Source organism: Streptococcus oralis ATCC 35037, assembly GCF_900637025.1.
Classification (GTDB): Bacteria; Bacillota; Bacilli; order Lactobacillales; family Streptococcaceae; genus Streptococcus; species Streptococcus oralis.
In genome coordinates, this window is sequence record NZ_LR134336.1 from 1,057,420 (window position 1) to 1,082,476 (window position 25,057).

The 25,057-nt window shown below is 41.5% G+C and carries 20 protein-coding genes and 1 tRNA gene; all 21 read right to left on the reverse strand.

What is annotated here, in order from left to right; genetic code table 11:
- Positions 1 to 106 precede the first annotated feature (106 nt).
- The 21 genes from smc to recN all read right to left on the reverse strand — a co-directional run bounded on the left by smc (position 107) and on the right by recN (position 25,053).
- Entirely contained in the window at positions 107 to 3,646 is a 3,540-nt protein-coding gene (smc, locus tag EL140_RS05375; protein ID WP_000280902.1) for a chromosome segregation protein SMC, read from the reverse strand.
- Complete coding sequence (rnc, locus tag EL140_RS05380; protein ID WP_000661472.1) at positions 3,637 to 4,335, reverse strand: ribonuclease III; 699 nt, start codon at positions 4,333 to 4,335, stop codon at positions 3,637 to 3,639. Before rnc ends, smc begins: the two co-directional genes overlap by 10 nt.
- Positions 4,336 to 4,518: 183 nt before the next feature.
- Positions 4,519 to 4,590 (reverse strand) — tRNA-Arg (locus tag EL140_RS05385).
- 67 nt (positions 4,591 to 4,657) lie between these two features.
- Positions 4,658 to 5,644 (reverse strand): GMP reductase, encoded by a 987-nt coding sequence (locus tag EL140_RS05390; protein WP_000931144.1) that lies wholly within the window; start codon positions 5,642 to 5,644, stop codon positions 4,658 to 4,660.
- Positions 5,645 to 5,817: 173 nt separating this feature from the next.
- Entirely contained in the window at positions 5,818 to 7,122 is a 1,305-nt protein-coding gene (locus EL140_RS05395) for an McrC family protein (RefSeq protein WP_001223082.1), read from the reverse strand.
- Positions 7,109 to 8,824, reverse strand: coding sequence for an McrB family protein (locus EL140_RS05400; protein WP_001083683.1), 1,716 nt, complete (start codon positions 8,822 to 8,824; stop codon positions 7,109 to 7,111). The genes EL140_RS05395 and EL140_RS05400 overlap by 14 nt, the downstream gene beginning before the upstream one ends.
- Before the next feature lie 155 nt (positions 8,825 to 8,979).
- The gene (locus EL140_RS05405) at positions 8,980 to 9,759 is read right to left on the reverse strand and encodes an L-threonylcarbamoyladenylate synthase (protein WP_000160519.1); all 780 of its coding nucleotides are present in this window, start codon (positions 9,757 to 9,759) and stop codon (positions 8,980 to 8,982) included.
- A gap of 24 nt (positions 9,760 to 9,783) precedes the next feature.
- Entirely contained in the window at positions 9,784 to 10,377 is a 594-nt protein-coding gene (gene leuD, locus EL140_RS05410; protein WP_000410645.1) for a 3-isopropylmalate dehydratase small subunit, read from the reverse strand.
- Between the two features lie 9 nt (positions 10,378 to 10,386).
- Complete coding sequence (gene leuC / locus EL140_RS05415; RefSeq protein ID WP_000907570.1) at positions 10,387 to 11,769, reverse strand: 3-isopropylmalate dehydratase large subunit; 1,383 nt, start codon at positions 11,767 to 11,769, stop codon at positions 10,387 to 10,389.
- Positions 11,770 to 11,772: 3 nt separating this feature from the next.
- Complete coding sequence (locus EL140_RS05420; protein ID WP_002874634.1) at positions 11,773 to 12,042, reverse strand: DUF1294 domain-containing protein; 270 nt, start codon at positions 12,040 to 12,042, stop codon at positions 11,773 to 11,775.
- Positions 12,039 to 13,076 carry a 3-isopropylmalate dehydrogenase gene (gene leuB, locus EL140_RS05425; RefSeq protein ID WP_000162510.1) on the reverse strand — a complete coding sequence of 346 codons (1,038 nt, stop codon included), beginning with the start codon at positions 13,074 to 13,076 and terminating at the stop codon, positions 12,039 to 12,041. The genes EL140_RS05420 and leuB overlap by 4 nt, the downstream gene beginning before the upstream one ends.
- Before the next feature lie 11 nt (positions 13,077 to 13,087).
- Positions 13,088 to 14,650: a 2-isopropylmalate synthase gene (locus tag EL140_RS05430; RefSeq protein ID WP_001233216.1), complete on the reverse strand. Its 1,563-nt coding sequence runs from the start codon at positions 14,648 to 14,650 to the stop codon at positions 13,088 to 13,090.
- 314 nt (positions 14,651 to 14,964) lie between these two features.
- Entirely contained in the window at positions 14,965 to 15,621 is a 657-nt protein-coding gene (locus EL140_RS05435) for an MmcQ/YjbR family DNA-binding protein (protein WP_000461558.1), read from the reverse strand.
- Positions 15,622 to 15,664: 43 nt separating this feature from the next.
- Entirely contained in the window at positions 15,665 to 16,297 is a 633-nt protein-coding gene (locus EL140_RS05440; RefSeq protein ID WP_000638807.1) for a copper homeostasis protein CutC, read from the reverse strand.
- A gap of 93 nt (positions 16,298 to 16,390) precedes the next feature.
- The gene (locus EL140_RS05445) at positions 16,391 to 16,750 is read right to left on the reverse strand and encodes a YbaN family protein (protein WP_001220358.1); all 360 of its coding nucleotides are present in this window, start codon (positions 16,748 to 16,750) and stop codon (positions 16,391 to 16,393) included.
- Between the two features lie 106 nt (positions 16,751 to 16,856).
- Positions 16,857 to 18,944: a type I DNA topoisomerase gene (gene topA / locus EL140_RS05450; RefSeq protein ID WP_000179670.1), complete on the reverse strand. Its 2,088-nt coding sequence runs from the start codon at positions 18,942 to 18,944 to the stop codon at positions 16,857 to 16,859.
- Between the two features lie 117 nt (positions 18,945 to 19,061).
- Positions 19,062 to 19,910 carry a DNA-processing protein DprA gene (dprA, locus tag EL140_RS05455; protein ID WP_000705328.1) on the reverse strand — a complete coding sequence of 283 codons (849 nt, stop codon included), beginning with the start codon at positions 19,908 to 19,910 and terminating at the stop codon, positions 19,062 to 19,064.
- A gap of 80 nt (positions 19,911 to 19,990) precedes the next feature.
- Positions 19,991 to 20,614 (reverse strand): hypothetical protein, encoded by a 624-nt coding sequence (locus EL140_RS05460; RefSeq protein WP_000734769.1) that lies wholly within the window; start codon positions 20,612 to 20,614, stop codon positions 19,991 to 19,993.
- A 140-nt stretch (positions 20,615 to 20,754) separates the two neighbouring features.
- Entirely contained in the window at positions 20,755 to 22,578 is a 1,824-nt protein-coding gene (lepA, locus tag EL140_RS05465; RefSeq protein ID WP_001047193.1) for a translation elongation factor 4, read from the reverse strand.
- A gap of 78 nt (positions 22,579 to 22,656) precedes the next feature.
- The gene (locus EL140_RS05470; RefSeq protein ID WP_000133347.1) at positions 22,657 to 23,385 is read right to left on the reverse strand and encodes a metallophosphoesterase family protein; all 729 of its coding nucleotides are present in this window, start codon (positions 23,383 to 23,385) and stop codon (positions 22,657 to 22,659) included.
- Positions 23,386 to 25,053: a DNA repair protein RecN gene (gene recN / locus EL140_RS05475; protein WP_000923549.1), complete on the reverse strand. Its 1,668-nt coding sequence runs from the start codon at positions 25,051 to 25,053 to the stop codon at positions 23,386 to 23,388.
- Between the last annotated feature and the right edge of the window lie 4 nt (positions 25,054 to 25,057).

A 25,057-nucleotide genomic window follows, 5' to 3' on the forward strand; every position in this document is an offset into this window, starting at 1 on the left:
AGGAAATCCCAAATGTCGTTTTTTGCGCCTGAACTGACCGTAAGAGAAAATTTAGGGCTTTAGTTTTAAAAAATAGCACCTCCTAAGAGATGCTATCGTTTGGTAACTAGTTTACTGTTTCTTCCAAGTCTTTTAACTTAACCGAAACAATCTTGGACACACCTGATTCTTGCATGGTAACTCCATAGATAGAGTCTGCTGCCGCCATCGTTCCCTTACGGTGGGTCACGACGATAAACTGACTATCCTTATCAAAGCGGTTGAGATAATCCCCAAAACGTTTGACATTGGCTTCGTCTAGTGCCGCCTCTACCTCATCCAAGATAACAAAAGGAATGGTCTTAACTCGGATAATGGAGAAGAGCAGAGCCAGAGCAGATAGGGCTTTTTCACCACCACTCATGAGGTTGAGAGACTGGATTTTCTTACCTGGTGGTTGAACAGAAATCTCCACACCAGCTGTTAAAAGATCGCCCTCAGTTAATATCAAGTCTGCCTGACCTCCACCAAACATCTGTCTAAAGGTCACTTTAAAGGACTCACGAATCGCCTCAAAAGTTGATTTAAAGCGTTCCTTAACCTCATCATTCATCTCTGTGATGGTCTCAAGGAGCAGGTTTTTCGCAGACAAAATATCATCTCGTTGGCTATTTAGGAAATCCAAACGATTGTGGACTTCTTCGTACTGTTCAATAGCATCCAAATTGACTGGACCGAGTGAGCGAATAGCCTTCTCAAGATCTTTAACCTCTTGCTCCGCCAGAGTGAGATTTTCCAGTTCATGAGCCTTTTCTAGAGCCTCTGTGTAGCTGATCTGGTACTGGTCAGTTAATTGAGCTTGTAGATAGCGCAAGCGTTCGCTGACCTTTTCCTTCTTAGCTTCAGCACGCGTTTGCTTGCGAATCCACTCTTCGTTCTGCTGGCGAGCCTGATCCAAATGGCTGGCAATATCATCCAGCTGGCCTTCGATATCATCCAACTCAAACTGCTTGCGTATCAAACCTTGTTGGAGGTTTGTTTTCTGAGTTTTGGCCTCTTCCACCTGCTGACTGAGCAAATCCGTATCCACTTTCTCAAGATTATCAACCTTTTCTTGGAGAAGGCGCTGGATTTCCTCTTGTTCGAGATTGAGGTTATCCAATTCCTTACCTAGGCGTTCAATATCAGTCACTTCATACCGCTTTTGTCCTTGCAGTTCTGACTTAAGCAAGCGTGCTTGCGCTACTTGTTCCTGCAAGTTTTGATAACGTTCTTGAATAGCGTTTTTATTAGACTTAATCTCTTCAATCTCAGCTTCCAGATTTTGCTTTTCACTGGCGATAGTAGCGAGGCGCTCTTGGCATTTTTCCTTGTCCGCTTGCCAATCTCCTTCAGATAGGCGATTTAATTCCTCTTCTTGAAGTTTCAAAAGTGTTTCTAACTCTTCGACCTGCTGATTGGTTTGTTGATAAGCTAGGTACAAGCCTTGCTCCTGAATACGAGCTTGCTCACCCTGAGATTTGATAGCTTCTAATCTTTCTGTTAATACCGCCATCTCATCTTGCAAGGTCTTCAAACTGGCTTCTTCTGACCGCAAGTCAGCTTCTTCTTCAGCAATTTCTTTTTGTAATTGCTCTAGTTCTGGCTTGATGAAGATACTGTTATTTTGACGATTAGCACCACCCGCGTAGGAACCACCTGTACGCAACTCTGTCCCATCTAGTGTCACCATGCGAACCTGATAACGAACTTGGCGAGCTGCCGTACGCGCGTGTTCTACTGTGTCAAAGATAGCCGTCGTAGCTAACAAATTCTTAAAAATGGCTTCTAGTCTCTTGTCAAACGACACCAACTCATCTGCCATTCCCAGAAATCCTGGACTTGCTGCGATAGCATCTTGATTCTGACTAGAAATCGTACGAGCCTTGATCGTCGTCAATGGAAGAAAGGTTGCACGACCAGCTCTGTTACGTTTTAGGAAATCAATCGCCTTTGTTGCCGCGTTTTCATCTTCTACAATGATATGCTGACTGCTAGCTCCAAGTGCAATCTCCAAAGCAGTTTGATAATGCACATCAAAGGTCAAATGTTCACTGACTGCACCAATGATCCCACCAAGACGGGCTTTTTCTTGAAGAACACTCTTAACACCCGCATAAAAATTACTATGATTTCTTAGGATGTTTTCCAAACTCTGGGCTCGAGCCTGCTTGTTTTTGAGACTATCCAGACGGTCAAAGAGTTGACTCTGCTGGGCTTGGTAAGAAACTTTCTGCTTCTCTTGTTCCTTGGCACTAGCTTGGTAGTCTGCCAATAATTTTTGAACTTTCTCCTTGGCGGTTTCAAGCTCAGCCTGCTGTTGACTAGCCTTCTCTTTAGCTGTAGCCAGTTGTTCTTTCAATTTCTCAAGTTGATCTGCTTGTTTTTGAGATAATTGACGGCTGTTTTCCAACTCATTCTCGATACGGGTCAACTGGTTTGAGACATCCGCTTCTTCTTGTAAAAGCGCCACAAAACGTTCACGCAAGAGCTCGATCATTTGGTCAGGATCATCTGAAAAAGCTAGCAATTCTGCTTCTAGGCGATTGAGTTCCTTGTTATTTTCAGCTAGATTTTCCTCTAACTGTGCCAAGTTCTCTTCTTTTTCAGATTTCTCTTTACTTAGAGTCTTTCTCTTGTCTTCCAAAGCAGTCAAACGGGCTTGTGCTTCTTGTTGATTAAGGGCTACTTGCTCAGATTCCAGTTTTGATAAGGCTAATTTTCGCTCTAAATCACTGATCAGATTCGTCAGATCCATCAAGCTTCCTTGGTCTTTAGCCATTTCAGCTTGGAGATCTTGGCGTTTCTTTTTAAGAGTTTGATTTTCTTCCTCTAACTCTTCACGTTTTTGGTAATAACTGGTCAAGAGTTCCTGAACCTGCGTTAGTTCTTCTTCTGTCAGCTCTAGTTCAGCCTTGTTTTCCTTGATTTGGGCAACCAGTACATCCAAATAAATCGTCTTGCGTTGACCATCCAAGTCGAGAAACTTACGAGCATTCTCGGCTTGTTTTGCAAGGGGCTTGATTTGATTGTTCAACTCATAGATAATGTCCTCTAAGCGGTCGAGATTGTCTTGAGTTTGTTGCAGTTTGCTTTCTGTTTCTTTTCGACGAGTCTTGTATTTTAAAACTCCCGCAGCTTCTTCAAAAATAGCACGGCGTTCCTCTGGCTTGGAATTAAAAATCTCCTCAACCTTCCCTTGGGAAATGATGGAGAAGGAATCCCTTCCCAAACCTGTATCCAAGAAAAGGTCGTGCACATCACGCAAGCGAACTTTCTTGCCATCAATTCGATACTCGCTATCACCACTACGATAGATATGACGTTCTACCTTAATGATTTGCCCCGCATCCTTGATAAAACCATCTTCATTGTCCAAGGTCACGACAACAGAGGCATAATTGAGCGGTTTGCGACTTTCAGTCCCAGCAAAAATGACATCAGGCATCTTACCCCCACGCAGACTCTTGACACTGGACTCTCCCAAGGCCCATCGCAGACTTTCCGTGATATTTGACTTCCCAGAACCATTGGGCCCAACGACAGCTGTCACACCTTGGTCAAAGACGACCTTGGTCTTGTCAGCAAAGGACTTGAATCCCTGAATCTCAATCTCCTTTAAATACATGAATCCAGCCCTTTCTCAACTGCATTTTTGGCGGCCTCTTGTTCTGCCAATTTTTTAGAACGACCTTGACCTTTTCCGATACTCTTGCCCTCAACCAGAACTTCTACATCAAAAACCTTGTCATGGGCAGGTCCCGTTTCAGAGGTCACCTGGTAACGAATATCTACATCTCCATTGACCTGGAGCAACTCTTGCAGGTGTGTCTTGTAATCCTTAATCATTTCAAAGTCACCTGCTTCAACCTTGGGGATCATGACCTGATAGATAAACTCTTTTACTCTAGCAACATCCTTGTCTAAAAGCAAAGCACCCAGAAAGGCTTCAAAGGCATCACCAAGAATGGTGTCACGATTGCGACCACCAGACTTTTCTTCTCCTTTTCCTAGCTTGATAAACTGATCAAACTGGCAATCACGCGCAAAACCAGCCAAACTTTCCTCACGGACAATCATGGCACGGAGCTTGGACAAATCTCCCTCTGGTTTCTTAGGATATTTTTTATACAGATATTCTGAAATCAATAATTGCAGAACAGCGTCTCCTAAAAATTCCAAGCGTTCATTGTGTGAAATTTTTAAGAGGCGGTGCTCATTGGCATAACTCGTATGAGTAAAGGCCGTTTCCAGTAAGTTTTTGTCTGCAAATTCGATTGCAAAACGCTTCTTTAGTACAGTTTGTAATTCTTTCATACCAACCTCTTTCTAACTGATAACAGTCTCTTTTATTATATCAAAAAAAGCCCCCTTAGTCACTTTAAAACGGGAGTGAAGGGGATTTGAACATTTTTTAGAACAAACTTTTCATTTTTAGGGGAAAACTTGGGGCGAGATAAAGAAAAAAGCCTTATTTAAGGCTTTCATAGGCTTTTCACATCCACCCTGAGGGAATCGAACCCCCATCTCAAGAACCGGAATCTTACGTGATATCCATTACACTAAGGGTGGAAACTTGTCTTATTATAACAGAAATTTGCTCTAATAACAAGTTTTTTATGGCTAGACTAAGCGTCCATTAGTGGGAAGCATCCCCGTTCCAGATAGAGTTTTTCACGATAACATAATCAACGTGTTTGAGGTCAGCAACCTTGCGTCCACCTGCATAGGAAATAGCACTTTGCAAGTCCTGCTCCATCTCAGTAAGGGTGTCTTGCAAGTGTCCTTTGGCAGGAAGTAAGATGCGCTTACCTTCCACATTTTTATAGGCTCCTTTTTGATATTGAGAAGCTGAACCATAGTATTCTTTGAGCTGTTCGCCATCAACTTCAATCGTTTTCCCTGGGCTTTCGATATGTCCTGCAAAAAGGGAACCAATCATAACCATGCTGGCACCGAAACGGATAGACTTAGCAATATCGCCATGAGTACGAATCCCACCATCAGCGATGATCGGTTTACGCGCAGCTTTTGCACACCAGCGTAGGGCAGCCAACTGCCAGCCACCTGTACCAAAACCTGTCTTGACCTTGGTGATACAAACCTTACCAGGACCGATTCCAACCTTAGTAGCATCCGCACCGGCATTTTCCAATTCACGAACAGCTTCTGGTGTTCCTACGTTGCCAGCAATGACAAAAGTATTTGGTAATTCTTTCTTGATGTGTTGAATCATAGAAATCACGCTATCCGCATGACCATGAGCAATGTCAATCGTGATATACTCAGGAGCATCAGCCTTGAGTTGGCTAACAAAATCATACTCGTAATCCTTAACACCAACAGAAATGGAAGCAATGAGCCCTTGATCGTGCATACGTTTGATAAAAGGAATGCGCCCCGCTTCATCAAAGCGGTGCATAATGTAAAAGTAACCGCCTTTAGCCAGTTGCTCTGCTACGTTCTCATCCAAAATCGTCTGCATATTTGCAGGTACAACAGGTAGTTTAAAAGAGTGATTTCCAAGTGTGACACTCGTGTCTGCTTCTGCACGGCTTTTAATGACACATTTATTTGGGATCAACTGAATATCTTCGTAATCAAAAATTGGAAATTCATTTAACATATCGATGTCTCGTTTCTTTTGTAATGACCTACCTATGCTTGCGCATCTCTACGCCTTTTTCCGACGTTTCCTTGATTAATTATAAACCAAAGTACAGTTTTTGTCAAATATTTTTAATAATCAAATTATATTGTTCGGGAATTGCTTATATAAATATCAAAAAAGTGAAGGGATTATTTTCTCCCCACTTCTTCATCAATAATCGCTTTAAAAATTTCTGCGGAGTTTTCCATCATTTTACAAAATGCACTATAGGATGAGGCATTCTGAGGGATTTGGATAGACCACTTCTTCAATTGAGATCCATAGCCAGCTAGTTTCCCTATTTCACTATTTACTGACTGCTCCATACTAGGAAAAATCAGTCCAGCTTTCTCAGATTTTAAGATATAAGAATAGGAAATCAATTGGAACAAGTCCTCACGGTTAATCCCTTTTTCAGTGAACTCCAGTTTCTTATATTTTGCATCTAGAACAATCTTTCGTTCTCTGTCATAAAAATCTGGATATACCTTTCGTTTCCCAACAGAAAATACTGAAATTCCGTCCGTCTTATCTTTATTTCGTGGATGGATGAAACCTTTTGGCAACAAGCTGTGAACATACTCTTCCCAAAGCCAGGCAACATCAAAGAGAATACCATGTACCCTTTGAGATTGAGGGCCAAGACCATGCTTTTCTCTACTCAGAATCATCAAGCAGAGTTCCTGTAATTTTCTATACTCTCTGAAATAGGCGTGTCGAATGGGTTTTATTTTATTCATTCTGATAATCTTAGGACGATCAGCTAGTTTATAAGATGAGGTTACACGAGTAATTTCTGTCATATTTTCACGATTACTATCGAGCAGAACTCCGAAACCTTTCTGATTCTTTATGTACTCAATCGTATGCCGAATCAACTGCATGAGTGGATTATCATAGGTAAACTCCCTAGTAGTATAGGCAATATTTCCCATAAAAGGGAGATTTTTTTTCAGATGATTTCCAACATCTAGTACACCCTTTACATGACTATCGTTATGGAAAAATCGCTGGTATTCCTTATACAGACCTTTTCTGAGAGCAGCTTGCAGATACTTTGGAAAGAGGTAAACCAAGAGTTGATAAAGCTTATCTTCAGGAGATAGACCGACATCTAAACTAGTCAGATTGATATTGAGAACCTTTTGTAAAAGATAATGCAAAAAATGGTCATTACTTTCATCAGAAAAACGAGAGGAAATCGTTAATCTTTCCTGACCACAGCCCAGAAAACCAATCACATTTCCTGTCTTGATTTTCGGATTAACTGTTTCCAAAATCTTTTGGTCCTTGTCTAAATCAGGAGAATTCATCAAATCATTTGGGAAAATAAAAATATTGTCCTCTCGAGATAGGTTATCTAGTGTTCTATCAAGGAGCGCTTGACTTAGGTTGGGATATTGTGCGACAAAGTCCTCTTTAGCAATTCTATGCTGATTATCAGTGATCCGCATTATCATCACCAGTATTTTGCCGATCTGTTCGCTCGTTATTTGTCAGATCAAATGCTTTTTTCAATGTATCCAGAGTTTCAGCCTCCTCATAAGAGCCTCTTAAGTAATCTTCTAAAAGTGGTTTGAGGTAATCAGACCAGAGTAATTCAAAATCATAATCCAATTCTTTTAAATTATGGAAATAACTTGGTCCGATATGATAATGACTGTTTAACTCCTGAACGTTTTCGATAGCAGCGTTCAAGTTTCTTAAACGTTTTTTCGCTTCTTCCTCATGTCCATCTAGTTTCTTATCTAGAATGTATAACTGGCTTTCAGCAGTAACTTCAACAAAACGGAAACGACGACGCATAGCAAAATCAAAGGTATCTACTGAACGGTCAATATCATTCATAGTTCCGATGATATAGACATTTTCAGGGATATAAAATTTCTCATCAGTCTCATGTAAATTAGCATATTGGGTAGAAACACTTCCCTTTTCACCACGATAACCAGGGTCAATAGAGAAAAAGAGTTCACCAAAAATCTTTGAAATCTCTCCACGATTGATTTCATCGATGATGAAAACGAATTTCTTGTCTGTGTCAATTTCTGTTGGAGAAATATAATCTTTCAGACCAAATCTTTTCTTTAAAGTTTCTAGGACTTTTTTTCCTTGATTACGATAATAAGGCTGTTTCAGATATTTTTCATCTTTATAGAGTTCATAAACATAAGATTTTGTTAAGCAAGTTCCTTGGGCTTTAGTTTCATAATTGATATTAAAATTATTTCTACTATTTACTGTGAGATAGGAAAATTCTGTCAAATATTCTTTTTCATCTCTGCTATTTACATATTCAAGATAAAGATCCCACGCTTCCTCAAAATTATCTTGGCCTCCAGTTTTCTGAGCTTCTTTAGCCTTCTGGCAAAACTTCTTAAAAATACCATCTTCTAGCTTAAACTCGATAGCTCCATCACCATTTGATACAGGTCTCAACCCCTCTACAAAATCAGTATAATCATAGGATGGATGAAATTGTACAAATCCGATTTGGTCTTCGTTGCCACCCGTTAATTCTTTAGCAATTTCTTTAGCAAGATAAGTTTTTCCTGTGCCAGGTGCACCACGGAGGATGAGGTTTTTGGATTTTTTTAATATACCACTATAATTAAATAAAAAATCATTCCTTAACATAGTTTCACTTTCTAATTTTTTATACTTTTTCCAATTAGGATGATTCAAAAAATAGTCATAGTCTTGAATTATGATTTCATCACTTGCTGCAAATTTTATTAACTGGTTAGTCTCTTTAGTTCGATACTTAATATCTGATGGAAACCATATTGTTTCTTGCCCCGTAAAGAAAAACCACTCCCTCTCTATATACTCTTTTTTCCAAGCAACAATAATGGTATGCCCATCATCTAAAACCTCTTTAACAGTCGCCATTCCACGAATTTTCATCACAGAAACCTTTAAATCATCTTTCTTTACAAAAGGTAAATTCTTCTTTTTGACATATGTAGATTTAGCAAATAAAACGTCACCTGGTTTAATTTTATTAAACAACTTTAACATTCTTTGATACTGTTTATTTTCCTCGTTATTATGCCATCCTAATTCCCACTTTCCTTCTTTCATAAAATATTCAAGATAATCATCATCACCAAATTTTGTACCAACAAAAAAATAGTTATTTTGCTCACTGTTCATTTGAATACTCCTTTAATTTACTTTCACAAGTAAGTTCTATTAATATATAGTTCATCTATAGCATATCATATCCTATAGAAAAAGAAAAGAACTTCTAAAAAAAGCCCAGCGTTAGGAGCTTCAATGACTCTTAACACTAGACTTCTTTTTTTATCTTAGTAATACTCTCCCTGACGGTAGTCCCATGAGTTAAAGGTGTCTGACAGGTGCATCATGATTTTATCAATGTCAAGCCCTTTGCGGATAACGACTGGTGCTGGTGAGGTTGAACGTGCTCCACCTTGTTCTGGGATGAGTTTTCCGTCCTTATCGACCATAGACACCATCACACCTTGCTCGTAGCGAGTTTCGATTGTTTTGTCCGGTTGGATGGATGCCACATAGTCGTCTGCCTCGATGACAAGGTCCACTGCTCCTTCTATACGTTCTCCGATACCTTCCACCTTACCGCGGTTTCCTTTTCCAGATGGGTTAGCTGATGAGGCGTAGACCATTTTACCTTCTTCCCAAAGTTTGGCAGCCAGTTGTTCACCAGCTTTACCAAACTTGATGACAAAACAGCTAGTACCACGCACGTCAGTCATAAGTTCTTCACGGCCATCACCGTATGCTTTGAGTTTCTCAAAGGCTTCTGGTTTCCAAGGAAGGATACAACCTAGAAGAATGTCTTCGTCCCAATGTTTTTGGTAGAAGGCTTCAATTTCTGAGTTGAGTTGTGCTAAAGCGCGTAGCTCGTCCATGCTACCACAAAGTACAACACCTGGTTTGTTACGGTTACGCTCTTTAGCTTCAAATTTGCGTTCAAGACCTGCCTTATCGCTCGTCATGATAATGTAACCAACTTTTGTGGGGCAAACGATACATCCGCCCTCACCTTTTAAGATTTCATAGCCTTCTTGTGAAAGTGTTCCGTTCCATTGAATGTGTTTTGTCATAATTCTATTTCCTTTTCTATTTTTCTAATCCTGCCAGTAGGCTGGTCGTTGTTTTTCATAGGCAGCAATCAAGTCTTCATACTGCAAAGTAATGCCGATATCATCCAAACCATTTAAAAGCTTGTGTTTCCATTCACTATCAATTTCGAAAGTGAATTCTCCAACTGGTGAGATGATTTTTTGTTGTTCCAAGTCTACAGTTACCTGGTCGGTCGGTTTGAGTTGGGCTAGCTTTTCTCTAACCTCCCTAGGCTGAACAATAGGCAACATGCCATTATTGAGTTCATTATTGTAATGAATGTCCCCAAAAGATCCTGCAATCACGACTTTGAAACCATAGTCAGCTAGAGCCCAAGCTGCGTGTTCCCTCGAAGACCCTGCCCCAAAGTTATCCCCTGAGATGAGGATAGTGGATTTGCGGTATTCTGGTCGGTTAAAAACAAAGTCTGGATCCTCAGTGTAGTTATCGTCCAGATAACGCCAAGCATACATGAGGTACTTGCCAAAGCCTTTCTTATCAATCAACTTGAGAAACTGCTTGGGTAGGATTTGGTCGGTGTCGATGTTATCATTCATGAGAGGAACGGTCGTTCCCGTATAAACTGTAAATTTCTCCATATCCTCTCCTTACTGGGCTTCTGGCATCTGTCGAACATCTACGAAACGCCCTGCGATAGCTGCTGCTGCTGCCATGGCTGGACTGCAGAGATGAGTCTTAGCGCCAAATCCCTGTCTATCTTCAAAGTTGCGGTTACTGGTTGAGGCACAGTGGACCCCATCAGGGACCTTGTCAGGATTCATCCCTAGGCACATTGAGCAACCAGGGTCTCGCCACTCAAAGCCAGCGTCTAAGAATACTTTATCCAAGCCCAATTTCTCCGCAGCTCGTTTGACAGGACGAGAGCCTGGAACCACGATAGCAGTTAAGTTAGGAGCTATTTTCTTCCCTTTGACAAATCGCGCGGCCAGTTGTAAATCGCTGAGACGAGCATTGGTACAAGACCCGATAAAGATATAACCTAGTTCAATATCCGCTGGCTTTTGACCAGGCTCCAAGTCCATGTAATGATAAGCTCGCTCATCATTCATATCCTTAATTTCTGGAAAACTACTGTCAAAGTCGACGCCCATAGCAGGATTGGTTCCCCAAGTCACCATAGGAGCCAAGTCTGAGACATCCATCCGGATAACCTTATCATAAACAGCATCATCATCGCTGACAAGCGTCTTCCAGTCAGCAACCGCCTCCTCAAAAGCTTCAGGAACGCATTCCCGTCCCTTGAGATAGTCATAGGTAGTCTGATCTGGATTCATAATTCCCATCTTAGAACCAAACTCGATGGACATATTGCAGATGGTCATTCTCTCTTCCATGGTCAGTGCATCAATTGCTTGTCCACGATATTCCACCACATAGCCAACACCACAGGCAACGCCGTACTTGGCAATTAAGGCGAGAATGTAATCCTTAGAATAAACTCCTTTTTGAGGAACACCAGTGAATTCTACCAGCATTTTCTTGGGTTTGACCTGCCAGAGGGTCTGGGTAGCAAAGACATGCTCGACCTCACTGGTTCCAATCCCAAAAGCGATAGCTCCGAAAGCTCCGTGAGTAGCTGTGTGGCTATCTCCACAGACGATGAATTTTCCTGGTTGCGTCCGTCCTGTTTCTGGACCTACCATGTGAACGATTCCCTGCTTTTCAGAACCGTGGGCAGCATGTTCAATTCCAAACTCCTCAACATTTTCAGCAAGCTTATCAATTTGTGCTTTAGAAATGACATCTCGAATATCGTAGATATTGACAGTTGGTACATTGTGGTCAAAGGTTCCAAATGTCAAGTCTGGCCGTCTCAATCTGCGCCCCGCATCTCGTAATCCTTGAAAAGCTTGGGGACTGGTCACTTCATGAATATAGTGCTGATCCACATACATGAGTTGGGGTTGTCCTTCTTCTCCTGTGATGACATGGCGGTCCCATAATTTATCAAAAATCGATTTTCCTGCCATCCATTACCTCCAAATAAAATATAAGGCTACTAGTGTGGTCACCATCCCGAGAAACCAAACCGTTTTAAAATACCATTTTCTAGTCTTGTGGTGAAAGGTGATTCCTGCCAACCAGGCACCAAAACCACCACAAGTAAGGGCTAAAATGAGTAAGATTTTCTCTGGGACGCGCCAAGCACCTCTTCTTGCCTTGGATTTGTCAATGCCATAAATCAAGAAAATCAGCAAATTCCAAATCAAGAGGGCAAGCATGATTCCTTCATTTATCTTCATAATCTTTCAATGATGGCTTCTGTCATTTCCCTGGTCGAAGCCTGTCCTCCAATATCTCTTGTTAAAATGCCAGCCGCTAAACTAGCTTCAACAGCACGCTCGATACGCTCCGCATCCTCATAACGTCCAAAGCTGTCTCTCAGCATCATGGCAACTGACAAAATCATAGAGATAGGATTGGCAATTCCTTGACCTGCAATATCAGGTGCCGAACCATGAATAGGTTCATAAAGACTTGGACCTTTTTCAGAATGACTAGCTGATGGCATGACACCAAGTGTGCCTGATAGAACGCTTGATTCATCAGATAAGATATCTCCGAAAAGATTTTCCGTCACGATGACATCAAACTTGGCAGGATTGGTAATCATAATCATGGCAGCTGAGTCCACCAACTGGTGTTCCAAGGTCACATCTGGGAAATCCTGCGCGACTTCCTCAGCTACTCTGCGCCAGAGTTTTGATGTTGCTAGAACATTTTGCTTATCGATACTAGTAACGATTTTTCTGCGACTTCTTGCAATTTCAAATGCCTTGCGAATGATCCGCTCTACTTCCTCATAGCTGTAGTCGTTGATATCACGCGCTTTGCGCTCTTCAAGGATATGATCCCCAAAGTAAATCCCACCTGTCAACTCACGTACCACGACAAAGTCTACACCAGTAATTCGTTCTGGTTTAAGTGGTGACAAATGCTTAAGACTATCAAAGATTTTTACAGGGCGAATATTGGCATAAAGATTGAGTTCCTTACGAAGAGCCAGCAAGCCTTGTTCAGGTCGAATCGCTGCCCCATCATACTGAGGACTACCGATAGCCGCAAGGAGAATAGCATCTGCTTCTCTACATGCCTTGAGGGTTTCATCAGGTAAGGGATGCCCCACAGCATCAATACCCGCACCTCCAAAGGGGCGTCTGTCTATCTCATAGTCAAATCCTGTTTTTGAAGCTAGAGCTTCCAGAACCGCTAAACCAGCTTCCATGATTTCTGGACCGATTCCATCCCCTGCTAGAGCTACTATTTTCTTTGTCATAGCCTTCTCCTTTACACACTAGGCATGTCTCGGTAGGAAACGCTATGCCCCATCTCACCTGCATTCTCTTTTTGAACAAAAGTATTGGCATTGATATAGGCAATAGCGGAAGCCTTCAATACATCGAAATCAAGACCTGCTGCGTTAAAGATGGTTTCGGTATCTCTGTTTTCAACAGTGACCAAAACCCGAGCTTGGGCATCGATTCCATCTGTTACAGCATCAATGGTATAGGACACCAAGCGGACAGATTGGTTAAAGAACTTATCGATAGCGTTAAAGATTGCTTCAACGGAACCTTGCCCTGTCGCATTGAATTCGACTTTCTCACCATCCATATTGGCTAGGCTAACGAGCGCTTCAATCTCATTATCTGCATGGGTTTGAAGTTGCAAATCATCAAAGTGGAATCCTTCTGGATTTTCAACCATGGTTCCAGCTACCAGAGCTCGAATATCTGCATCTGTGATTTCTTGTTTCTTGTCCGCCAGTGACTTGAACTTAGCGAAGAGTGGTTTGATATCCTCTTCTGTAAAATCTAGGGCTAATTCTCTTAGTTTTTCAACAAAGGCATGGCGACCAGACAATTTTCCAAGCGGAAGACTATTACTCTTAACACCGACCAATTCAGGTGTGATGATCTCATAAGTGAGAGGATTTTTAAGGACTCCATCTTGGTGAATACCCGATTCATGAGAGAAGGCATTGCCACCAACGACAGCCTTATTTTTAGGAACTGGAATACCCGAGAAGCGAGAAACCATTTCTGACGTATTCATTGTTTCATCCAAAACAATATCACTAGTTGCTTGGAAGAAATCCTCACGAATCTTCAAAGCAACAGCTACTTCTTCAAGAGCAACATTACCTGCGCGTTCACCGATACCATTAATAGTTCCCTGGACGCGTCCAGCACCGTGTTTAATTGCTGTCAAAGTATTTGCAGTTGCCATACCGAGATCATCGTGACAGTGGACACCAAAGACAACTTTATGATCTGATTTAATATTTTCAATCAAGTGATCAAAGATACGTGCAAACTCTTCTGGAGTCGTAAAGCCAACTGTGTCAGGGATATTGATATAAGATGCACCTGCATCGACCGCTGTTTGAACGACTTGTAAGAGGAAATCCAACTCTGTTCTAGTCGCATCTTCAGGAGAGAATTCGACGATTTCAAACTTAGAACGAGCATAAGAAACATGTTCCTTGATAGCTTCTAAAATCTCTTCCTTGCTTTTATTGAGCTTATACTTGCGGTGAATCGGACTGGTAGCAATAAAGACATGAATTTGAGGATACTTGGCATCCTTAAGAGCCTCATAACAAGCATCGATATCAGATTTTACAGAACGAGCTAATCCTGTCACTGCTGTTTTTTTCATGGCTTTAGCAATTTTTTGAACGGCTATAAATGAATCCGGACTAGCAGCCGGAAAACCAGCTTCAATTACAGAAATTCCCCATTTCTCCAGCTGTCTTGCAATGGAAACTTTTTCCTTTATTGAGAAGTTAACACCAGGTGTTTGTTCCCCATCACGAAGGCTTGTATCAAAAAATTCAACTTTACGCATAAGATTTCCCCTTTTCCAAATGTGGTTTTAAAAAAACATCTCGCTCAGAAACCCAAGCGAGATGTTGATTTACTCCCGCTTGGTAAGCCAAACAGGACTAATGCTTTTGCACTAGCCCGAGTACCTCAACAACAAAGCAAATTGATTAAACTTAGCTGTTTTCATGTTTGACTTTCTCCTTCGTTTGATATCTTGTTTAGTATTTTAGCATAGCGAAAAACACTTGTCAAGAAAAAATCCATTATTTTCTGAAAATTTCTTCAGTAAAGAATATTTTGCTAATTGAAAGTATTTGAAAACTCAACTAACTTTCCTTATTTTTTCACAGTCAAATTCCAACTTCTTTCGATGAGTTCTATCACTTCTTCATCTTGCAAACTATCATCAAGCGCCAGACTAAGCCAGTAGCGTTTGTTCATATGAAAGGCTGGATAAATGCCTTTTTTTGAAAGCAAATTAGATACTTGGTCGTGTTTGAGGTTGACTGCTTCGACTAGTCCTTCTCTGCCCTTTTCCAGCTTATCCCATGGGATTCTCATCACAACAGCATACCACTTTTGATTGTCTTCATGGCGCAATACAGCTGTATCAGGAGACTTTTCCCACAGATACTCCAACTGATTACCATATTTCTCCTGAACTTGAGCCATGATACGCTTAGTCTGAGGACAGATAAAATCCTGCACATCAAAGCAAGCCTTCCGAATCTGGTAGAGAATCTCCAAACAAGCCTCACGGACACTTGCAACAAAGCTTCCTGTCATACTTTCCATATGTACTTGAGGATAGAGGTCACCCGTTTCCTGATCAAAAACCTGAAAACTCACATTATCAGGAGTGATAGAGACTGTCATGGAAAAGTCACCTTGCAAAATCTGGCAACTATAGGTCCAAACTTCCCCCATTTCTACAAAACCATAGGCATGAGCTTTTTCTTTATTAAACTGGTAGGATTTAAAAATTTCAAACATAAGTGAAAACTGCTACCAAAAGCTAGCAGTTCCTTTCTATTTTTTAAAAGACAACCTTAGTTCCATGCAATTGAGTCACACCAAGTTGGTCGATAAAGGTTTGACGGTTGTCCAAGTCAATTCCTCCACCTGGTAAGATTTCAATTTTACCTTTTGCATGTTCCAAAATTCTGTGATAGTGAGCAAAACGTTTGTCTAGCGAGTCCTCAGAAACTCCAGCACGAGTTAAGATACGAGTGACTCCGGCTTGGCTGAGCCAGTCAATGGCTTCCAACTGGTCTTCATCACTTAATTCATCAAAGGCCATGTGAAAGACAATTTCCATTCCTTTAGATGCGGTAATCAGCTTCTCAAGATTAGGCTTATCCAACTTCTTATCAGCAGTTAATGCCCCAAATACAACCCCTTGACTTCCAGCCTGAGTAGTCAAACGAATGTCTTCTAGCATGATCGCTATTTCAAGATCAGTATAGACAAAGTCGCCACCACGGGGACGAATCATAGTCATGATGGTGGTGTCGTAGTTAGCTGCCAGTTCAACCGCTGCCTTGGTCACTCCATAGCTAGGTGTTGTTCCTCCCACTGCTAGATTGTCACAAAGTTCGATTCGACGAGCTCCAGCCTGCATGGCTTTTTCTAGCAAGGTCACATTTTCAGCACAAAATTCGTAAATCATTTGATTCTCCTTGATGTTTTCTTTAAATTTATTATATCATATTATTTTAAATATGCTTTCATTTTTATCAAGGCAAATAACTACTATTTTTATCTATTCTTTGTCAGGAATGACTTTAAAGAGATAATAGGTGATAAAGATAGTCAAGGCTCCCAGACCGATTTTGACTGGCAAAAGAGGAGCAAAATAAATAGAAATTCCCATCAAGATATAGATAGATACGATGATTTTTTTCTTTCGTTCTCGCGCTATTGACTTGGTTTCCCGAAAGTCCGCTACATAAGTCTGATAAAGCTTTGTATGATAAAGCCAGTCTTCAAAACGCTTAGAAGATTTAGAAAAACAAGCAATAGCTAACAAAAGAAAGGGGGTTGTTGGTAAAAGTGGTAAGACAACTCCAACAAGAGCCAAGGCTAAAGAAATAAAACCAATACTGAGGTAAATGATACGCATGATTTCTCCTAGATAAATTACTCTTCCTCTAGTTTCGCACACAAGGGGGAAATTTGTCAAGTTTCAAGTAAAAAGAGCCTGAAATTCATTTTCAGGACTCTGCATTTTATTTAATTTTCTCTTCTTCGTAGTCGCCATTACTACATACAACCTGCTTACCACCACCACGGACTTTTTTCTCCACAAGGAAGTGTCCGCATTTTGGACAATCACGGCCAATTGGTTTGTCCCAGGAAGTAAATTCACATTCTGGGTAACGATTGCAACCATAGAAGATACGATTACGCTTGGTTTTGCGTTCAATGATTTGTCCTTGATGACAGCTTGGACACTCGACTCCAATCTCTTTGACAATTGCCTGAGTATGACGGCAGTCTGGGAAATTACTACAAGCATAGAATTTACCAAAACGACCGAGCTTAATCACCATCGGACTGCCACAAACTTCACAGTCAAATCCAGCTGGCTCATCCTTGATCTGGATTTTTTCCATTTCGGATTCAGCCTTGGCTACCTCTTTAGAGAATGGTTTATAAAATTCATCAATGACACGTTGCCACTGCTCTTTACCAACTTCGACATCATCCAGTTTTCCTTCCATCTCAGCTGTGAAGGTCACGTTTACGATATCTGGGAAGTATTCAACGATGAGTTTATTGACAATTTCTCCCAGTTCTGTCGGTTCAAAACGTTTTGCTGCCAGACGAACGTAGTAGCGTTTTTGGATGGTTTCAATTGTCGGAGCGTAGGTTGACGGACGTCCAACCCCATTTTCCTCCAAGGTCTTGATAAGAGTCGCTTCCGAATAGCGAGCTGGCGGTTGAGTGAAATGTTGTTCTGGCTTGCTATTGACCTGCTTGACCACATCTCCAACAGCCATATCTGGCAACATCTTGTTCTTGTCAGAGTCATTGTAGATAGCAAGATAACCATCAAACTTAACTTGACTACCATTTGCCGCAAACTGAACCCCATTTTGAGAGAGCTTAACAGCCATGGTATCAAAAATAGCTCCCGTCATCTGGCTAGCTACAAAACGGTTCCAGATAAGGGTATAGAGCTTGAGCTGGTCTTTGTCCAAGTACTTAGCGATGCTTTCTGGTGTATTAAAGACACTAGATGGACGAATGGCTTCGTGGGCATCCTGAGCACCTGAGGCATTCTTGACCTTGCTACCATGCTTGGAATACTTGCTACCAAAACGGTTGTTAATGTAGCTTGCCGCTTCGTTCTGAGCCACAGGGCTGATACGAGTCGAGTCTGTACGCATATAGGTAATCAAACCTTGCACGCCTGATCCGATATTGATTCCTTCATAAAGCTGCTGGGCCACCATCATGGTCTTTCGAGTACGGAAATTGATTTTGTTAGCCGCATCCATCTGCATGGTTGAAGTCGTATAGGGTAGGGGCGCATTGCGTTTGCGCTCTTTCTTATCTACCTGGTCTACTGTGAAATCTTTGCTAGTCAAATGGGACAAGACTTCTTTGACTTCTTCGTTGGTGGTCAATTTCATCTTTTTGCCATTCATACCATAGAAAGAAGCTTGAAATTGTTTGGTTCCCTTCTTAAAGACACCATCAATTGTCCAGTATTCTTCTGGTTGGAAGGCATTGATTTCATTTTCACGGTCAATGATGAGCTTAAGGGCAACAGACTGCACCCGCCCTGCTGATAAGCCCTTCTTGACCTTTTTCCACAAAATAGGCGAAATCGAATACCCTACCAAGCGGTCCAAGACACGACGAGCTTGTTGGGCGTCGACCAAGTCCATATCAATCTTGCGAGGTTCTTTAAAGGCATTTTTTACTGCGTCTTTGGTGATTTCATTAAAGACCACACGGTTGGCATCATTCTCATCCAAGTTGAGAATGTGGGCCAAATGCCAGGAAATTGCTTCTCCTTCGCGGTCCGGGTCACTCGCAAGAAAGACTTTATTGGCCTTTTTAGCTTCCTTTTTCAAATCATTGATGAGGGGACCCTTGCCTCGGATATTGATATACTGCGGTTCATAGTTATTTTCAATGTCGACTGACATACTGGATTTCTTCAAATCACGGATATGCCCGACACTGGCTAAAACCTTGTAATTTCTGCCTAGATATTTCTCAATCGTTTTCGCCTTAGCAGGCGACTCCACGATGACTAGATTTTTTTTAACTGTTGATTTTTTCTTCTTTGTTGCCGTAGCCACACTATCACACCTTTTCAAAGTAATAAACTTTATAAAGTGTAAACCATTTTTCTATAGCTGTCAAGACCTAAGTCCTATATATAGAAGAAAAGTTTATCTGAGTGAAGAAATTTCTCCTTAAAATTCAAACTCAGCCAACACATCTTGGCCACTGCTAATCAGCTTTGCTCCCTCTTGGATCAGGTGGTGACAGCCATCTGAATGGCCATCTAAAATGTTTCCTGGAATGGCAAAAACATCACGCCCTTCCTCCATAGCTCGCTCACAGGTGATAAGACTACCAGAACGCATCCTTGCCTCTGCTACAATAACGCCACGGCAAAGGCCAGCAATGATGCGATTACGAGCTGGAAAGTGAAATTTCAAGGGTTCTTCACCAGGTCCGTACTCGCTAAGTACCAAATGGTGATTGCCAATGTGTTCCTGCAAACGTTTATTGGCTCGGGGATAAAAAACATCCAATCCTGTTCCAATGACGGCAATCGTTCTTCCTCCATTCTGGAGTGCAGCCATATGGGCAGCTGTATCAATCCCTTTGGCTAAACCACTGACAACGATTAACTCGTTTTCCAAACCTTGAATGACTTTCTGAACCGATTTTGCTCCCTGACTAGAACATGAACGACTCCCTACAACAGCAACCTTTGGAAATTTCAACAGGTCTAGATTTCCTTTATAAAACAAGAGCACTGGAGCATCATAAATCTCACTCAGATCCCAAGGATAACAGTCATCAAGAATAGAAAAGGATGGAAATTTCTGAAACTCCTTCTCCAACTGTGCATCATCTATCTGGAAATAGCGTTCCATAAAGACAGCAGGATTACGACACCCAGATATTTCTGCAATATCACCTAGCAAGAGCTCCTGATCTACAGTCTCATCGTATTCAAGAACTGTTAAAATTTGTTGATTGCTCAGCCCAGCTTTTCTCAATTTGTAAATTTCATAGTTTGTGATCTTCATATACAACTCCATTTCTTTTTCTACTCATCTATCTATTCGTAAAAAAAATAAAAAGAAGACCAAGGATCTTCTTTTTTCATTTATTCAGATTTAGTAGTTGACCAGCTACTTTCAATCATCGGTAAGATTGTTTTTAAAGTTTCCCCATCCCCTTCAAGTGAAACATAGCGGATTTTACCATCATTTGATCGGAAAACCCAGGTAACGAGGTATTTCCCTGACTTAGCAATTGCATTGACAACATAGGCTTCATAGCCTCCAATGGTCGATTTGGAGCCCCAAACCTTACTGAAATCAGAGCTTTGTTCTTTGGAAGTTAAAATACTAGATGAGACAGTCACAACATCCAGTTTAGCATATTCTTCTTCGCTGATATTGAACTGCTCAGCCTTAAAGGTATTCAGCGTAACAATGTTGATATCTGTTCCATCACAATACTGTATATCATTTCCACCTTCTACTTCATGGAATCGAACCCATGATTTGGGTACCTTGACAAATCCATATTCATTCGAACCGATGATTTGCGTCTCTTCCTTTTTCGCTTCAGAAACAGCAGAACTAGTGCTATTCGTTTCCTGACTTCTTGAAGAACTAACAACCGCAGTCGAACTTTCTTCGGTTGCTGTTTGCGATTTATTGGAGCATGAAGCTAAAAAAGCACTAACAGTAACTACAGTACCTAAAATTAATAATTTTTTCATCCTACCACCTTTCCATCTGCATTATAAGAAAAATAAGGACTTCTGTCAAATTCTAACCTAATCGATTCTGTTAGCTTCCGATTTTATCACTCTCATTTAAAGCAAAAACTCTTGAAAAATCTTCAAGAGTTTTTTTATTTCTATTCTTCATCCATGCTCAAGACGCTAAGGAAGGCTTCTTGTGGGACTTCTACTGATCCGATAGCTTTCATGCGTTTCTTACCAGCTTTTTGTTTTTCAAGGAGTTTGCGTTTACGAGAAACGTCACCACCGTAACACTTGGCAAGTACGTTCTTACGAAGGGCCTTGATATCAGTACGAGCCACGATTTTGTGCCCAATAGCTGCTTGAATCGGCACCTCAAATTGTTGACGAGGGATGATTTTCTTGAGCTTATCCACGATGAGTTTCCCACGTTCGTAGGCAAAATCCTTGTGAACGATAAAGCTGAGGGCATCCACCTTGTCTCCATTGAGAAGAATATCCATTTTGACCAGTTTAGATGGGCGATACTCTGACAATTCGTAGTCAAAGCTTGCATAACCACGTGTCGAAGACTTGAGCTTATCAAAAAAGTCAAAGACGATTTCAGCAAGTGGAATTTGATAGATAACATTGACACGATTATCATCAATATAGTCCATGGTCACAAAATCCCCACGCTTGCGCTGAGCCAGTTCCATAACTGCTCCGACAAACTCCTGCGGTACCATGATTTGCGCCTTGACATACGGTTCTTCAATAGTCGCAATCTTGGTTGGATCTGGAAATTCAGAGGGGTTAGACACATCCATAGATTCACCGTCAGTTTGGTTAACCTTGTAAATAACAGACGGAGCTGTCATGATGAGGTCAATATTGAACTCACGTTCTAAACGCTCTTGAATAACATCCATATGGAGAAGTCCAAGGAATCCACAACGGAAACCAAATCCAAGCGCCTGAGATGTTTCTGGTTCAAACTGCAAGCTAGCATCGTTGAGCTGCAATTTTTCAAGGGCTTCACGAAGGTCATTGTACTTGTTTGATTCGATTGGATAAAGACCCGCAAAGACCATAGGATTCATCTGCTTGTATCCATCTAGCGGTTCTGCTGCTGGATTGCTTGCTAGAGTAACTGTATCACCCACACGGGTATCTTGAACCGTTTTGATAGAAGCCGCAATATAACCAACGTCACCAGTCGCAAGAAAATCGCGTCCTACTGCTTTCGGCGTGAAAATACCAACTTCCGTCACATCAAAGGTCTTGCCATTGCTCATGAGCTGAATCTTATCGCCAGGTTTAACCACTCCGTCCATAACACGCACTTGGAGGATAACCCCACGATAGGCATCATAAACTGAGTCGAAAATCAAGGCTTTTAATGGAGCTGCAACATCACCCGTTGGTGCTGGCACTTTTTCAACGATCTGCTCAAGAATTTCTTCAATACCAATACCAGCTTTGGCTGAAGCTAAGACTGCTTCGCTGGCATCCAGTCCGATGACATCCTCAATCTCTGTACGAACACGCTCTGGATCAGCTGCTGGAAGGTCAATCTTGTTAATGACTGGCAGAATTTCCAAATCATTGTCCAAGGCTAGATAAACGTTAGCAAGAGTTTGAGCTTCAATCCCTTGAGCCGCATCAACCACCAAAATCGCTCCTTCACAGGCAGCTAGCGAACGCGACACTTCATAGGTAAAGTCCACGTGTCCTGGTGTATCAATCAAGTGGAAAATATAGGTTTCGCCATCTTTTGCAGTGTAATTGAGCTCAATGGCATTGAGTTTAATGGTAATCCCACGTTCACGCTCAAGATCCATACTATCTAGAAGTTGGGCTTGCATTTCACGACTAGAAACGGTCTCCGTCTTTTCCAAAATGCGGTCTGCTAGGGTTGATTTCCCATGGTCAATATGGGCGATAATAGAGAAGTTCCGAATCTTCTCCTGTCGTTTCTTCAATTCTTCTAAGTTCATGATGCTCTTCCTTTCAGGGTATCTATTTATTATAAATTGTTTTTAACATTTTGACAAGACCATACCCTGCTAGGAGTACTAATCTTCGGCAATAAAACCATCATTTTCGATAAAGTGGTGTTCGGTCATTCCTTGGTCAGTAAAGACGATCCCATGAAGGACACCACCATAAACAGCTCCTCCATCCATGCCAATCTTGCCATCTTCTGTCATCCAAAGCTCAGCAGTACCTCGGTCTTGCTTTAGCAAACCATAAACTGGTGTATGCCCAAAGACAATGATTTTCCCAGTATGATTTTCGGCTTCGTGGAATGGCTTTCTGAGCCAGACTTTCTTGTAATCAGTCGTTTCATGCCAATCATCCAAGGTCAAATCAATACCTGCGTGAACAAAGATATATTTGTCTGTCTCTACCACAAATGGCATTTGACGAATAAATTCGACCAAGTCTGCCGCTTCAGTCGCAACACGCTTGGCATCTTCTACGCCATCAACTGGTGCATCCAAGGGACGACCTAAAATTGAATTAATGGTTGTATCACCACCATTGCGACGATAATGGTCATAGCTTTCTTCTGGGTCATCAAGCCAAGTCAGAAACATATACTCATGGTTACCTGATAAACAAATAGCTCCTTGATTGTCGACCAAGTCTTTGACCATCTCTAGAACACGGCGACTGTCTTCACCTCGGTCAATCAAATCCCCTAGAAAGAGCAACTGAGTTTGACCATCCCAGGTCTTGAGCAGATCTTCTAGCATACCTGCCTTTCCGTGAACATCTCCAATTACATAATAGTCTGTCATTTATTTCATCCTCGTTTGCAATAATTCTCTGGCTTGGGTAAGGGCAGCTTCGGTTACATTTTCCCCAGCCAACATCTTAGCTACTTCCTCTACTCGCTCTTCTAAAGTCAAAAGGCGAACCGTCGACACCGTTGAGTGCTCATCGCTAATCTTCTCAATAAAGAATTGATAATCCGCGATGGCAATCACTTGAGGTAAGTGAGAGATTGCTAAGACTTGGCCATGCTGGCCAATCTTATGAATCTTTTGAGCAATGGCTTGGGCCACACGACCTGAAACTCCCGTATCCACCTCATCAAAGACAATACTAGTCTTACCTTCTTTGCGAGAAAAGGCGGATTTAATAGCTAGCATGAGGCGGGATAATTCCCCACCAGATGCAACTTTGACCAAAGGCTTAAAGTCCTCACCTGGGTTGGTGGAAATGTAAAATTCGACTGCTTCATTTCCTTCACGGCTGAACTTACTCTTACTAAAGCGAACCTGAAATTGAGCCTTCTCCATATAGAGATCTTGCAGTTCTTGTTTAATCTCTGCCTCAAGCTGCTGGGCCAAATCATGGCGAGCAGATGCAAGCTGACCTGCCAAATCAACAAGATTAACTTCCAATTTCTTGAGTTCTGCTTCCATATCTTCGGAAGAAAGATTATTTCCAGTCAAGAGATTGTACTCTTCCGTAATCTTGGCAAAATAAAGCAAAACATCGTCCACAGTTCCACCGTACTTGCGTGTAATAGTATTTATAAGGTCTAAGCGATTTTCAACCTGCATGAGACGATTGCCATCAAAATCCAAGTCCTCAATAATATCTTCCAAACGCTTTGTAATATCTTCTAAAACATAGTAGGTCTCAGACAGAGAACTTGAAATTTCACGGTATTCAGGGTCGTATTCTTCGACACTTTCCATGTCATTCATTGCTGAACGGACATTAGCAAGACTGGAGAATTCCTCATTGTCCAACATAGTGTAGGCATTAGTTAGCGTATCCGCAATATTTTTATGATTGAGGAGTTTATCTCGTTCTTGGTTGAGAGCCAAGTCTTCACCAGCCTGCAAGTTTGCAGCCTCAATCTCTGCCATTTGAAATTCCAACATCTCAATACGAGCCTTGTGTTCCTGCTGGTTTTTCTTGACTTCCAAAACCTGCTTACGCATTTTGCGATAGGCATCAAAGCTCGTCTGATAGGTCTCCTTCAAGTCCAAGAAAGCAGCATCACCAAACTCATCCAACATCTGAATGTGCAGTTGAGGACGCATTAACTCTTCTTGGTCATGCTGACCATGGATATCCACAAGGTGTTGCCCAATAGCACGCAAGACAGAAAGATTGACCATCTGGCCATTCACGCGACTAACACTACGACCATTTTGCAGAATTTCACGCCGGATGATAATTTCATCACCCATTTCCAAACCTTGCTCATCAAAAAGTTCCTGTAAAAGGCGACTATTTTCAACTGAGAAAAGCCCCTCAATCTCTGCTTTTGGCGCACCGTGACGAATAACATCTGTCGTTGCACGAGCCCCCAACATGAGATTCATAGCGTCGATAATGATAGACTTTCCAGCACCCGTTTCCCCGGTCAAAACAGTCATACCCTTTTCAAAATTGAGGGAAATCGCCTCAATAATGGCAAAGTTTTTTATCGAAATTTCAAGTAACATACTG

Bases quoted from the DNA above. Each gene is read 5' to 3' on its own strand.
- smc (WP_000280902.1), bottom strand. From the start codon at position 3,646: ATGTATTTAAAGGAGATTGAGATTCAGGGATTCAAGTCCTTTGCTGAC.
- rnc (WP_000661472.1), bottom strand. From the start codon at position 4,335: ATGAAAGAATTACAAACTGTACTAAAGAAGCGTTTTGCAATCGAATTT.
- EL140_RS05390 (WP_000931144.1), bottom strand. From the start codon at position 5,644: ATGTTAAATGAATTTCCAATTTTTGATTACGAAGATATTCAGTTGATC.
- EL140_RS05395 (WP_001223082.1), bottom strand. From the start codon at position 7,122: ATGCGGATCACTGATAATCAGCATAGAATTGCTAAAGAGGACTTTGTC.
- EL140_RS05400 (WP_001083683.1), bottom strand. From the start codon at position 8,824: ATGAACAGTGAGCAAAATAACTATTTTTTTGTTGGTACAAAATTTGGT.
- EL140_RS05405 (WP_000160519.1), bottom strand. From the start codon at position 9,759: ATGACAAAACACATTCAATGGAACGGAACACTTTCACAAGAAGGCTAT.
- leuD (WP_000410645.1), bottom strand. From the start codon at position 10,377: ATGGAGAAATTTACAGTTTATACGGGAACGACCGTTCCTCTCATGAAT.
- leuC (WP_000907570.1), bottom strand. From the start codon at position 11,769: ATGGCAGGAAAATCGATTTTTGATAAATTATGGGACCGCCATGTCATC.
- EL140_RS05420 (WP_002874634.1), bottom strand. From the start codon at position 12,042: ATGAAGATAAATGAAGGAATCATGCTTGCCCTCTTGATTTGGAATTTG.
- leuB (WP_000162510.1), bottom strand. From the start codon at position 13,076: ATGACAAAGAAAATAGTAGCTCTAGCAGGGGATGGAATCGGTCCAGAA.
- EL140_RS05430 (WP_001233216.1), bottom strand. From the start codon at position 14,650: ATGCGTAAAGTTGAATTTTTTGATACAAGCCTTCGTGATGGGGAACAA.
- EL140_RS05435 (WP_000461558.1), bottom strand. From the start codon at position 15,621: ATGTTTGAAATTTTTAAATCCTACCAGTTTAATAAAGAAAAAGCTCAT.
- EL140_RS05440 (WP_000638807.1), bottom strand. From the start codon at position 16,297: ATGATTTACGAATTTTGTGCTGAAAATGTGACCTTGCTAGAAAAAGCC.
- EL140_RS05445 (WP_001220358.1), bottom strand. From the start codon at position 16,750: ATGCGTATCATTTACCTCAGTATTGGTTTTATTTCTTTAGCCTTGGCT.
- dprA (WP_000705328.1), bottom strand. From the start codon at position 19,910: ATGAAGATCACAAACTATGAAATTTACAAATTGAGAAAAGCTGGGCTG.
- EL140_RS05460 (WP_000734769.1), bottom strand. From the start codon at position 20,614: ATGAAAAAATTATTAATTTTAGGTACTGTAGTTACTGTTAGTGCTTTT.
- lepA (WP_001047193.1), bottom strand. From the start codon at position 22,578: ATGAACTTAGAAGAATTGAAGAAACGACAGGAGAAGATTCGGAACTTC.
- EL140_RS05470 (WP_000133347.1), bottom strand. From the start codon at position 23,385: ATGACAGACTATTATGTAATTGGAGATGTTCACGGAAAGGCAGGTATG.
- recN (WP_000923549.1), bottom strand. From the start codon at position 25,053: ATGTTACTTGAAATTTCGATAAAAAACTTTGCCATTATTGAGGCGATT.